Here is a 12,012-nt window from a genome sequence, read left to right as displayed (position 1 = left end):
TACACGACACATTAAGAATAAGCCCTGTTTATCGGCATTTTTTCAACATCAAGTGTGCCAATGTCTTGATTTCTGGTTTAGCCTCTTGATTCAAATACAGCACACTAATTTTTGTCCGCCGGGGTGAAGCTTTGCTTCTAATCAGGTGAACCACGCTTCGGCGGCTTTGGTGCAACGGGTTGTTTGGCGGCGATACCCGTTCAAGCTCATTTCCCTATTTCTGTGAGTGGCATCGTGAGCAACTTACAGCGTTGCTCTTACCAACTGACTTCTATCATTGCCTTATCTTTGTCGTAATCGATAGAGCGAAACTTTACTGAGTTCGGCTTTACGATGACTCGCGATCCTTCTTCCTGCTTATCACTCTCACGTTTCCTATTGCGGTAATAAGTTTTGCTGAACGCCTCTGTCTCGTTCGTTTTCCAGATATATTTGCCCGCCCGTGTGACCAGCAGACCTTGGAAAGCTGTTTCCACAGTGGCTTCATGGGGTCGAACAAGATAGTGCCAGGGATAACCTACGTCTTTTATCCAAACGAACAATTCTCCGCTGGGGGCACGGAAGACTCCGTAATCATTAGATGTCCGCCCTTTGTAAGTAACCTTGGCGGCTTCAACCTTCGTCCAGCGGTCATGCTCAATCGGCCTATAGTCAGGCGGGATTTCGACAAGGCTGTCCGGCACTTCCAAAGAGATATTGTTTAACCTTTGGATGAAGCTACGTGGCGGGTTGATAATCCGAGCAACGATGATCAGGTTTTTAAGATCACGCGCGGCATAGAGGTAGATCTGCTCCGGCTTACCTTTTCGCCTGGCTTTGATCTTGATGCATCTATGTCCATCTATTTCTACCGCCCCCAAAACTTCAAATGCGATACCTGGCTCTTGCGCGAGAGTTTTGGGGTTAAACGGCCAAGAGCCACCAGCGGACTCACCTCTTGCAGGTTCTAAATCATCGTAAGCTTTTGCCTCAGGGAATAGACGTGCGGCTGGACGATTAGCCTCACCGACAAATATCCAGAATTGACTCTCCTGCCGATACCTGTTGCCTTTGCGCGCCAGGCGCATTGCCCCCCCTCCTCCGCTGACCGTTTCGCTGCGGAAGAAGACTAAGTCAGCAACAAAGTCAGGCTGGTTGGCAACCATGGAGCGGGAATCTAATGAGCGCTCCTCGTCTATTAAAGGCATTAAGACTTCTTCATTCTTCTGAAGCAGCGGTGTGGCTCGTGCGGTTTGTCCGCGCGTCCATGTAAAAGACAACCAGATTACAAAAGAGATAAGTAATGTACAGGGGATTTTTTGAAACATAAACTCTTACTTGGCTCCCTTAAAAGCTTAGACCATTGGCAAACACTATCTCTTAAAGACTCGCAAGACGCCGAACGCCCGCGTTGACCGCGCCGTCGCAGGGAAGTGGTGAATCCATATGAAATTCAAGTCGCCGGCTACGGTGCAACAGCAAGTTAGGCTCTCTTCGTTGCCAAAATTGATTCAATACTTTCCTTGAGCACGGAATCGTTTGGTATTCTTTTTCTCAGGCTCTTTTCGGATATTCAACCAGTATTCTTCGAGAGCGTCCTCGTCAATTTCGACATCGGTGTTATATAACGCATTGCCGCCATCCTTTCGGCAACCGGTAATCCAATATTCTTCTTTGGTTTTCAGATCGTAGTAGTTCGATTTAAACTCAGGTTGATGGCCGCACTCAAAATGAAGCCTGCCCTACTCTTGTTTAGTTTTCGCGTTTGTACTCATCAAGAGATTTGCCTCCTTCCTTTATTCTCATGTTTTTTCATAATCTTGCCCGCTGGTTGTAGATGGGTATTGTTTGTCATTTTATTCTTCGATTCGTGCATAGTTTATTGGGCGCTATCGACTGGCACGTCTAACAGCGGCATTCAGCGGGCCGCCGCCGGGATATTGGAAGTAATCAATGCCCCTGTTGCGGCGGCTCCGCTGCAATTGGAGTTAGGCGTTTTGGCAGTTATGTATAAGCTTTCAGCCGGCTACTTATCCCGGGCTGCGGCGGTTTCCCTTTTGATGATGGTGCCACCCTTCATCACGAAGCTGACTTGATCCATGACCTTGATGTCCCGTAAAGGGTCGCCATTGACAGCGATGATGTCTGCGAACATCCCAGTCTCAATCGTGCCGATCTGATCTGACAATCCAAGCAGTTCCGCGCCGTTGATGGTCGCCGTTCGCAAGGCTTCAAACGGAGTCATCCCACCTCGCACCAGCGCGCTGAATTCTCTGCTCGCAAAATCAGGATCGTCGTCATCGCCGAAGGCGATCTTGAGATGATATTTGAGCGCCAAGGCAAAAGCAGGCTGCTGATATTTCAAGATCGCTTTGCCCTTTTCGAGCATGGTCGGGTCTTGCCCGTTAGCCAGCCCCATCTCTACGCTCATTTGGAAGGTGTTCAGCGTTGGCACGAGCCAAATGCCTTTCTTGGCCAGCAACGCCGCGCCTTCTTCATCAAGGATTGTCCCGTGCTCAATGGAATCTACTCCGGCCCGGGCGGCGGCTTTAATCCCTTCCGCGCCTTCGGCGTGGGCCATCACACGTCTATGCGCGCGATGCGCAAACTCGACCGCTTTGGTCATTTGCTCTTCACTCAACTCCTGCACATTGAAATCGCTGAACGGATCCATCACCCCGCCCGTGGCGATCAACTTGATCCAATCGGCGCCGTACTTCAGGTCGCGTCGCACGACCACGCCGATTTCATCAACCGTATCGGCGAGGTTCGCGCGCCGCGGCAACGCGTAATCAGGCGCGAGCGAATCGGCATCCCCATGACCGCCCGTCACTGAAACGAGGCTTCCGGCGCAGACTAAGCGAGGCCCTTGAATCAAGCCGGATTTGATGCTGTCGCGCAACGCAAACTGACCGTAGACTGAATCATATTCCCCAGCGTCGCGCAAAGTGGTGAATCCCTTATTCAAGTACGTCTGCACATTATGCAAGCCCCACAACGCGCCTTGCGCGGAAGACAGGCGCAAGACGGAAGCAGAAGACTGATCTTTCCAGTTCAGCAGCAAGTGAACATGGCAATTAATCAGTCCGGGCAGTACGGTCTGATTAGATAAGTCAATGACCGGGATCCCCGCTGGCTGGGAGTTGCTGAGCCCCGCGATCCGATCTTTCTCGACAATGATGAAAACGTTCGTGGCGACATTGCCGGTACGCACATCAAGCAGTCTTCCGGCCTTGATTGCCATACGCGCGGGTGTGGGATGAGGCTGCGGTTGCTGCGCTGATACGCGTGGATAGGTAAAAAATAGGAAGAGCGTGAGGAAGAGATAAATCATTTTGCAATGTCTGCTCATCAAAACTCCTTAGCGAATGCCTGCTCTGAAAATTCTGGTGTGGCTTTTGCGTGACGAGACACAATATCCCATTCGAGCCACTGACTTTATCAGTAATGCCCAGCGATTTGCTTGGGCCTTGCTTTTTGTTCGGTTTGCCATTTGCCTCTTACATCGGCGCGTTCTCACTTTCAGGCGCAGTGAGCCGGGCTGATGAGTTGGCTGCTGGCTATCTTCCGCAAAGATCATATTCCATCTCGACCACATTTTCATGTGAGGTGGTGAGCCGCAGGCTCATGTTAGCCTAACAACACGTTCACCGGGCGCGAAAAACACTGGATGAATGAGAGCCGTTGGGCTCGCGCTCCGGTCCAATCGCTGGTTAGACGGCCTCGCAGGTCATTCTGCCTACAGATTGGTTGTACGTTCGATAAAGAATGCCTCAACCTCATCGCGCGTAAGTTTGCCAGCCGCAATGCTCAAAAACAACTTTACTACTTCATCATTTGTTGCTTTCAATTCTTCGCCATTGAGTTCGATAAATACTTCAGCCACGGCTGCTGCTACTCGCTTGTTCCCATCAATAAATGCATGCGCTTGAGTCAGATGGTAAGCCTAAGTCGCTGCACAGACTGCCAAATCAGCTTCCTCATAGAATGCCCGATTCTCAACCGCTGCCAATGCAGACTCCAAAGCCCCTTCGTCGCGTAAGCCCTGTGAACCTCCGAATCCTTCAATGAGTCTTCTCTGAATATCAAGGGCTTCTTGTTTGCGCAGAAAAATCAATGTTGAGCCTTCTATTCAATACCTTTTGCTAATTGTTCGTAGGCGCTTTTGCGGCGCTCAAAAACAGTGTCCGTTACTTGTTCAATCTTGAGTACCCGCTCGGCTTCCTCTAATGGTCGTAGGATCAAGGTGCGATCAATGATGGCTAGATCAACTTCATCGCCAGCCTTGATGCCTAATTGATCAAGCACTTCTTGGGGAAGTAAAATTGCAGCCAAATCTTTGGATGTTTCAATACGTTTGCGCGACATCGGGTTACTCCTTTCATTCCTTATTGTACTTTATAGTTGTTGAAAGACAATCTGCGATTCATGCCGTCTAACGCGGAGTTGACCGCGCCGCATAGCATTGGCAAGCCATGATCCGTGAGGCGCGGCTGCGGTCGAACGCCGAGTTAGGCTCACTCGTCCTCAACTGTATCACTGCTGGATGCAGCATACTGTCCAAAAGCGCAATCGGCGCGATGCGCTATCAACGCCTTACTCCACATTTATTTGTACAATTGAAGATTTCACGAAATCTTCAATTGAAAAATTAATTCCTAACCCGTTTTAACAAAACTACTGCTTGACCAGCGACACCATTTTGATGGCGATCACTACCTGCTACTGGAGCATTCAGCTCTAGGCTTTCGACCTCAAATCCTTGGTCAGCAAGAGCATTAATGCCGCGCTGCAAGATTTCTGCGCTTACATTTGGATCAAAGGAGTTTAGGTTATAACTGAGCACTCGATACTCCCATTTCTGTCCGCTTGGAACCGCTGCTTTCAAAGGAGGCTGCTGCGGGGTTGACGAAGTGGTTTGAGTCGTCTGAGTAGCGAAAATCTTCACTGACAAAAGACCGCTCAGCGCAGAAATGGCCATTACCACTATGATTAAAGAGAGACGTTTTTTATCCATGATCAAACCTCACAAATAATCAGATTTTCTAACCATCATAATAACGTCTGCTCCCACCAATTGATTCAAATTGAAGCAACAGGTCTTGCAAACGTTTGGTGAACTTCTGCCTAACGTCCGTGTTGACCGCGCGCGCTGAACACCGAAAGGGAAGGCGAGCCGCCGATACGCGCGCTCCGGTCGAATGCAGAGTTAGGCTCATCTCTTTCTCAGCAAATTCACCTCGCCGCTCTCTGCCTCGCGCCATCTGCTCGCCTCGATTTCGCGCGAAGCTCAAGGACTCGCGCCGCCCAGTGGTCTCGATTCCTGAGACAAGGTCGGCGCTGCCCGGTGATTTCGCCAGCCGTCTTGAAACTGGCTCTGGCAGCCTATCTCGTGTTCGGTGCGTTTGCCTAACGATTGAGATGATGTGGGGCGAAACCGAATACACGCAAGCTACGGGTAACAAAGCCGCGTGATAACAAAGTCGCTGTTTCGCTCTCACGTCCATTGAATTGTTATGCGCGTTTCGGCGGAATCAATTTGTGCCTGAGCATTATGTTGAAAATGTCGCGCTGACGCTCCAAGACGGTTTTAATTATCCACGTATAATGGTCGGTTGCCCAAAAATCCATCACTTGTTTAGCTTTCAACTCGCCAAGTAATTCCTTATCGGCTCGATACTCTAGGTAACAAACGAGTAAATGTAAGTAAGTGGATTCTTCATCGCGTCCGCCTTCTGGAAAACCCACAGGCACTTTTGGAAATAACATGCGCAACTCTTTGATGGCTTCGTCAGTTTCCTTAGCCTTTTGCACTAAAAACCAATGAAATTGTTCGTGAACGTAAGTTGATAGCAGCAGTTCATCATCTTTCAGATGTCTTGTGTGCAATATCAATATCGGATGACTGTGCGGAATGGATTTCTCATCAATCACGATTGAATTTGTAAACGTCCACTTCGATAAATCATAAGTTTTCAAAAGTTTCTGCAACTGTTCTTTGGTTTGAATTTCAGCTTGAGTGCCGTTTTTAAGCGCAATCTCAATTTTATTCTGAGCATAAGAAGTGCTGCTTAAAAATAAGATAATTGATAGTAAGAAAAATTTTTTCATCTGTTTTCTCATCAGCGCGACTCTGCCACGAAGCGCCTAACGATGGAGTTGACCGCGCCGAAGCCCACTGCGATTCATGTGAAGCATTGGTATCGGCTGCGGTCGAACGACTTGTTAGCTGTCGTTTGGAGGATTTGAGTTTTCTACCTGTACCAGCTTCTGACAGGATCGGCATAGATAGAGACCTTTACCCCCTATCGCCTTCCAGCTACTCAAACATGCTTTGCACATAACCCAACCCTCTGCAACCAATTCTCCCTTCAAAGGTGTCGGGACGATTTCCGTTTGTGTCCAAACTTCTCCTTCTGTCCAACATCGTACGCGCCAAGCACTATCCCACCATTTGAATCCGCATTGCTGACACTCACCGCCGTAAATATCAAACTCTGGCTCTACGCGCATTCCGCTCAGAGCCCGTTCGCTGATTTTTACTTCTGCGTCAACTTTTTGATCAATGGGTGCAACAGTTCCTTGTTGCCACACAAACAGACACATATCCCCAGAATGTTTGCCCTGCCAGCCTGTGAGAAATCCGTCGCAGGCAGGACATTCTATTGCAGGATCGGGAATGAAGTAATCAAATAGTCCCATACTTGTCGCAGACAGCTAACGCGAAGTTGACCGCGCCGCAGACCCACTCATTCAAAGCAACCCCAAAGTTGCGGCTGCGGTCCAACGCAGAGTTAGGCTGTTTGCTTTCGCCAGTGTGTCGCTTCGCTTTACGGCGCTCCGTGCAAAAGCGAAACCAGCGCGCCGAACACTCGTAGAACCATTTTGAAATTCGCTTCGTGCGCTCCGGTTGACAGAATTGTTAGGTCGCCTTTCACTGAGCAGCATACCTATCTCTGCTTTTGCGAAAAGTAATGTTGACATAACTCTCCACCAAAGATGACGAATGATTTTGCGCGTATATTAATCCACTCAGCAATTTTATCCGCTGCTTTTTGTAGGTCTTCACCAGCAATCTTCTTGTCTATACCCCAAATTAGCCTGCATACAGCAGTATCCATTACGTCATCGGCAAATGAAAAGCGGCAGGTGTTAATATCTTGCCCTAATACCATCCGGCCAGGAGTAGATTCTTCCGCCAACCGATCTAACGCATCTTTCGCCACTGGTGCATCGCGTAGCTTGCCTCGTCCTCGATAGCCTGCATCATAATGAAATGAAACTTGGTTGCGAAAATTCTCTACGTAGGTTTTGAACTTGTTGTGATCTCTTCCTCCAGGTAATGATCTGCGTAATAGCCTATAAGACTGTTGCGCTCTTGGTGATAAGCTCCTTATTTGCCTTTTTAGCTTGGGTAGAGTATCCAAAGTCGGCTCAACCTTATCATTAGAATTCCTAATCAAAAGCAGGGCTTCACAAAGATGCCCAATCTGTATCTTAATCGCGAATTGACTAAGTCCTCGTCCCATCTCTCTCATCTTGGGGTTAGCTTTCAAATCCTTTGCTGTGCGCAAAAAGTAATTGCCGGATATAAGATCATTAACTGCTATTGCGAACCGAAGCATCAAAATAGCTTCCGGTCCAGCTCTTTGTATACGCTTGAAGTCAATTAGGCTGATATTAATTCGCACAAGCATTTCCTCTAAAACTGAACTCTAGCATGGCGACCTAACCCGGAGTTGACCGCGCCGCAAGCCCAGTGGCTTCATGCAGCCCACAAGTTGCGGCTGCAGCCGAACGCAGAGTTAGGCTGTTGCTTCTTTCAGTGTATAGCTCCTCTTGCCAGAAAGGCTCTCCGATACGAAACCATCCTTTGCCACTCCCCATCTTGTCACAAATTCATTTCTGTTTTTTATCCACCGTCCTTTCCTCAATCAACTCTGGGTTCATTGCCGAAACAGAAATAAAAAAGGTGCCGTAAAACCACAATAGCCAAAGCGTTGTAGGCGGGTCTTCTGTAGCCGAAATATATTTGCAGCCAAAGACGCCTTCTAAAACTCTTGGTCCATTTGGATGCATTTGCCCCAAGCTTTCCCAAACATCTTTAAAGTCCCAAGGGTGATAACGAAGTACCTCAAACACATAATTGTCAGGTATTCTTTGGCGACGGTGATCGTAAAATAGCCCTCGTACTATTGTCGCGAAGATTGTCTTAATTTTCTCTGGATCAACTGGCGCAGAAGGAAAATCTCCCAGGTAGATGCCACCTTTTGTATGGAATGGCTCGATACGCACTTTTGATAAGAACTCCCTAGCCATTAAAGATCTGTTGTTTTGAGATGATCGGACAACCTTATTCTCAAAAATCTCTCGAGCAATGGGACTTTGATTTCCATATATATCGGTTGTAATTAAATCTCTCAAATAATCATCATTTTTTGATTTTGCATGATTACATTCGTGGCAAGCCGGAACAGTAATAAGATTCTTGGGGTAAGGAAGTTTGAATAGACATACAGGGATAACGTGATCCCTTGTAATTTCTTTGATCTCGCCACAGTAAGCGCACTCTGCTATTTTTCTTGACCTTTTTCGTGCCATGTTCAATATTCGTTGAAATACGTCTGCCTGCTATGAAAATAACGGCTGAGGTTTGATCAGGCAGCTTTTGTCACCTCTTCAACCGTCACCTTCACTCCCAGTGATTCGAGTTGTTTGATCAACCGCTTGCGCTGCTTTTCAACATTCCGCCGCTCGAAATACTCGCTTCCCAAATCCTTGTACTCCGTTCGTTCTTTCAACACATGATAGATGATCACCAGGATCGAATGCGCCACGGCCACTAGCGCTTTCTTCTTTCCCATTCGCTTCACCATCCTCCGATACTGCGCCGCCAAGTAACTATCCTTCTGATGACTCGCCGCCCAGGCTGCCTGCACCAGCGCCGCTCGCAAATAGCGACTCCCTTTGCCCGTCTTGCCACTCTTGCGCTTACCCGCCGATTCATGATTGCCGGGACACATCCCCGCCCAACTCGCTAGATGATTGGCGCTCGGGAATTGGCTCATTTCCACGCCAATCTCCGCCACCACGATGCGCGCCACCGTCTCATTGATCCCGCCGATGCCGTCCAGCAACTCGATGGCTTCACTTACAAAAGGGTCTGGCGATGCTTGCACCTCCTCATCGATCCGTTGTTCGGTGCGTTTGACCGCTGCCTCTACTTGCTCATACTGATCCAGCAGTTCACTCAACACCCAGCGCTGTGCCTCGGTTAAGCGGCCTTGCAGGGCGCGCTGCAACTGAGGCTGCTTACGCTTCAGACTGCGTTTGGCCAGGTGACTCAGCTGCTCGGCATCGGTCTCGCCGTCGGCCAAGGCTCGCAGCATCAGCTTGCCGCTCACTCCCAAGGCATCACTGGCTACCTGTGCGAGCTTGATGTTGGCGCTCTCAGCCAGTTTCTGGATGCGGTTGGAGAGTGCGGTCTGCTGGCGAATCAAGCTTTCGCGATAGCGCGTCAGTTCGCGCAACTCGCGAATGTGTCGCGGCGGAATGAAACTCGGCTTGAGCAAGCCGTGGCGCAGCAAGTCAGCCAGCCACTCGGCATCCAGCACATCAGTCTTGCGCGCCTTGAAGCCTTTGGCATCGCGCGCATTCGTGAGGATAACATCCATCCGCCCTTCGAGAATGTTGAAGACCGGTTTCCAGTAAACGCCGGTGCTCTCAATGGCGACGTGCGAACAGCCGGCTTGCTCAAGCCAATCGAGCAAGGTGAGCAGGTCGTCGGTCATGGTCGAGAAAGTGCGAATCTGTTTCTTGCCGTCCTTGATCAGACAGGCGACGGCAGTCTTGGCATGAATATCGATGCCGCAGCAGCAAGCGTAGAGAATCTCCATCATCAACCTCCTTGCGTCAGGGCGTGAGAACCGCAAAGACTAAAGAGTCTGCTATGCGTGCTCAAGGCAACAGTCGAAGGTGCCGGAAGCGGTTCTCCGGTCAGGCTAACGCACGGGCTCGCAGGCACCAAGGCGAGACGACCTGCTAACGCCGCTGACAGCAAAGAGCATACCTAAGCTCGATCACATTTTCATCCGCGAGGGCGACGCCTCGCGTCATGATGGCTAACGCTAAGTTAGCGCGGCGCGAATAACACTGGATGAATGCGAACAGGTGGTTCGCGCTCGCGTCCAACGTGAGTTCGGCTTCTTTCGATTATTATGATGATAATTGACTACTTGTTATTACTTGCAATAGCAGTCGCCAATATTCAATTAGCTCGCAAATCTACCTGTAAATGGCTTCATTTTTTTGCGGACATGTTATGTTTTGCCTGCGTACTTTTCTAATGCTAAAAAGCCTTTCCGCACGTTGGACAAACGTTGCTCTGCGAAGGAGCTGGTCCAACGTAAATTCCTTTTAATGCTACTGAACCGCCTCTGCTGTAAATATAATTCATTATTTCTTGTTGTTGCGCTGAGGTGAGACCTTTGAACCAAGTGGTAAATAGATCGGTTACTGATGAACTCATTTGTTTTCTCCTTTTGGCGTATTTCCACAAAGTTGACAATTGCCGGATTTGTAAGCCCAAGGTGACGCGCCGCAGACTGGGCAGACTGTTGAGACTGAGCCAGGTTCGATTTGTTTTAGTGATTCTCTGTAAGCTGTTTGTCGCTCTGATTCCTTTACGTCCGTTAGAGTTTCCGCATCAGCTTTATCTTGTTCCGCAGAAAGCAGAAAGACACTAAGAGCGTCGTCGTTAATATTTTTATTTTGGTACTGGGTTAAAAGATAATTGATGTGCGCTATGAACCCTATATTGTCTCCCATTAATTTTGTATGTTTTTCGGCGCTATCTTGCCATTTCAAAATAAGTTTGCAAACAACGATGGATAAAAGAATGACCGCTAAGATTTCCCAAATAATTTCAACAGGCTTCATCCAAGATGTATCTTTAGCAATATAGCGAACAGCGAAATATAAGATAGGAACCACTAATGCGAGCAGATCAACCAGAGAATTTAAAATGTGGAGTTTATTTAATCGTTTACCGTGAAGGTATTTTGCGGCAAGTGCGTTCATTTTTTGCTGTTGTATTCGATTAACCAATTCGATATTTGTCATTTTTATTTCTCTATTTTTATTTTACCAAAGCGGCAACATTTTCTTGCCTAACGCTCCGGTCGAACCGGTTGTTAGGCGTCGGCATTCCCCTCAAGAATTTTAAGCAATTTCCTATGCCGCTCTTTTGTCTCATCGTCAATGTTCAAGTCTTTTGACTCCTCAATTGTATTTGCCCGAAGAAGTTCACTATGCAACACGGCTAACACACCCAAAACAACGCGGGTGAATTTCTGCCTTGGAGGAATACTGTTATCGAATGCATCGTGATAAAACTCTCTGCATCTAGCTGCCATTGATTGATCGTTGAAATCCATCGGAGTAGGAACATGCCCGAAATCATTTCTTATCTTGCGTATTAAATGTAAATCTCGATGAGCTTTTGGACCAATGAAGCCGAGCAAATAAGCAATATCAATTTTTGCAGAGAAAGTACCTAAAGGCCGTGAGTTACCAAGAATCTCTTCTTTAACCTTATTGTTACTCACAAAATATTTGTCCAGCAGCTTTCCAATTTCCGAGTCAAGATAGGCTGCTGCCATCAATGCACAACCACGATCTGTTTCGCTCGTTAATGACTGTCTGAACTCAACGACTTCGTCAAACTTTTCTTCCCAACTGTCCATAAACAACCACTCTCCTTAGACGCCTGCTATGAAAATAAAGGTTTGGATTTCAAGGGGCGAGACAAAAAACCACCCTCGAGCCATAAAAGGTTATCTGCGGCTCGCTATCAACCTTTACTTTCTTTGTAGTCGTTTCTGCAATTCTTAGGTCAAGCGGCTTCTTGCTTCTCGATTCTCACTGTCAGACCCAATGCTTCGAGTTGTCGGATTAACCGCTTGCTCTTATGCTCCTGATTTCGTCTCTCCAGATAATCGCCGCCGAGTTCCTGATAGGTCTCGCGTTTCTTCA

At 48.1% G+C, this 12,012-nt stretch carries 12 protein-coding genes; all 12 read right to left on the bottom strand.

All coding sequences use genetic code 11. The features are described 5' to 3' along the window. Window positions 1-257: 257 nt before the first annotated feature. The 12 genes from AB1757_29905 to AB1757_29850 all read right to left on the bottom strand — a co-directional run bounded on the left by AB1757_29905 (window position 258) and on the right by AB1757_29850 (window position 11,723). Window positions 258-1,307 carry a hypothetical protein gene (locus AB1757_29905; GenBank protein MEW6131282.1) on the bottom strand — a complete coding sequence of 350 codons (1,050 nt, stop codon included), beginning with the start codon at window positions 1,305-1,307 and terminating at the stop codon, window positions 258-260. Window positions 1,308-2,005: 698 nt separating this feature from the next. Beyond that, window positions 2,006-3,331, bottom strand: a complete 1,326-nt coding sequence (locus AB1757_29900; GenBank protein ID MEW6131281.1) for an amidohydrolase family protein — start codon at window positions 3,329-3,331, stop codon at window positions 2,006-2,008. A 387-nt stretch (window positions 3,332-3,718) separates the two neighbouring features. After that, window positions 3,719-3,916, bottom strand: coding sequence for a type II toxin-antitoxin system death-on-curing family toxin (locus AB1757_29895; GenBank protein MEW6131280.1), 198 nt, complete (start codon window positions 3,914-3,916; stop codon window positions 3,719-3,721). 191 nt (window positions 3,917-4,107) lie between these two features. After that, window positions 4,108-4,347: an AbrB/MazE/SpoVT family DNA-binding domain-containing protein gene (locus tag AB1757_29890; GenBank protein ID MEW6131279.1), complete on the bottom strand. Its 240-nt coding sequence runs from the start codon at window positions 4,345-4,347 to the stop codon at window positions 4,108-4,110. Between the two features lie 283 nt (window positions 4,348-4,630). Continuing rightward, complete coding sequence (locus tag AB1757_29885) at window positions 4,631-4,996, bottom strand: hypothetical protein (protein MEW6131278.1); 366 nt, start codon at window positions 4,994-4,996, stop codon at window positions 4,631-4,633. 497 nt (window positions 4,997-5,493) lie between these two features. Then, window positions 5,494-6,090, bottom strand: a complete 597-nt coding sequence (locus tag AB1757_29880; GenBank protein MEW6131277.1) for a hypothetical protein — start codon at window positions 6,088-6,090, stop codon at window positions 5,494-5,496. Between the two features lie 114 nt (window positions 6,091-6,204). Then, window positions 6,205-6,681 (bottom strand): hypothetical protein, encoded by a 477-nt coding sequence (locus tag AB1757_29875; protein MEW6131276.1) that lies wholly within the window; start codon window positions 6,679-6,681, stop codon window positions 6,205-6,207. A 248-nt stretch (window positions 6,682-6,929) separates the two neighbouring features. Beyond that, a complete protein-coding gene (locus AB1757_29870) occupies window positions 6,930-7,670 on the bottom strand; it encodes a hypothetical protein (protein MEW6131275.1) in 741 nt (246 codons plus the stop codon). Window positions 7,671-7,878: 208 nt separating this feature from the next. Further along, on the bottom strand, window positions 7,879-8,580 hold the full coding sequence (locus AB1757_29865) for a hypothetical protein (GenBank protein ID MEW6131274.1): 702 nt from the start codon (window positions 8,578-8,580) through the stop codon (window positions 7,879-7,881). A gap of 56 nt (window positions 8,581-8,636) precedes the next feature. Further along, window positions 8,637-9,878, bottom strand: a complete 1,242-nt coding sequence (locus AB1757_29860; GenBank protein MEW6131273.1) for an IS110 family transposase — start codon at window positions 9,876-9,878, stop codon at window positions 8,637-8,639. A 625-nt stretch (window positions 9,879-10,503) separates the two neighbouring features. Beyond that, the gene (locus tag AB1757_29855) at window positions 10,504-11,100 is read right to left on the bottom strand and encodes a mobilome CxxCx(11)CxxC protein (GenBank protein ID MEW6131272.1); all 597 of its coding nucleotides are present in this window, start codon (window positions 11,098-11,100) and stop codon (window positions 10,504-10,506) included. 71 nt (window positions 11,101-11,171) lie between these two features. Then, complete coding sequence (locus AB1757_29850; GenBank protein MEW6131271.1) at window positions 11,172-11,723, bottom strand: transcriptional regulator; 552 nt, start codon at window positions 11,721-11,723, stop codon at window positions 11,172-11,174. Window positions 11,724-12,012 lie beyond the last annotated feature (289 nt).

This window comes from Acidobacteriota bacterium (genome assembly GCA_040754075.1).
GTDB lineage: Bacteria > Acidobacteriota > Blastocatellia > UBA7656 > UBA7656 > JBFMDH01.
This window is presented reverse-complemented; position numbering and strand designations above follow the sequence as displayed.

Excerpts from the sequence above, each read along its gene's own strand:
- AB1757_29905 (MEW6131282.1), bottom strand. The coding sequence starts at position 1,307 with ATGTTTCAAAAAATCCCCTGTACATTACTTATCTCTTTTGTAATCTGG.
- AB1757_29900 (MEW6131281.1), bottom strand. The coding sequence starts at position 3,331 with ATGAGCAGACATTGCAAAATGATTTATCTCTTCCTCACGCTCTTCCTA.
- AB1757_29890 (MEW6131279.1), bottom strand. The coding sequence starts at position 4,347 with ATGTCGCGCAAACGTATTGAAACATCCAAAGATTTGGCTGCAATTTTA.
- AB1757_29885 (MEW6131278.1), bottom strand. The coding sequence starts at position 4,996 with ATGGATAAAAAACGTCTCTCTTTAATCATAGTGGTAATGGCCATTTCT.
- AB1757_29880 (MEW6131277.1), bottom strand. The coding sequence starts at position 6,090 with ATGAAAAAATTTTTCTTACTATCAATTATCTTATTTTTAAGCAGCACT.
- AB1757_29875 (MEW6131276.1), bottom strand. The coding sequence starts at position 6,681 with ATGGGACTATTTGATTACTTCATTCCCGATCCTGCAATAGAATGTCCT.
- AB1757_29865 (MEW6131274.1), bottom strand. The coding sequence starts at position 8,580 with ATGGCACGAAAAAGGTCAAGAAAAATAGCAGAGTGCGCTTACTGTGGC.
- AB1757_29860 (MEW6131273.1), bottom strand. The coding sequence starts at position 9,878 with ATGATGGAGATTCTCTACGCTTGCTGCTGCGGCATCGATATTCATGCC.
- AB1757_29855 (MEW6131272.1), bottom strand. The coding sequence starts at position 11,100 with ATGACAAATATCGAATTGGTTAATCGAATACAACAGCAAAAAATGAAC.
- AB1757_29850 (MEW6131271.1), bottom strand. The coding sequence starts at position 11,723 with ATGGACAGTTGGGAAGAAAAGTTTGACGAAGTCGTTGAGTTCAGACAG.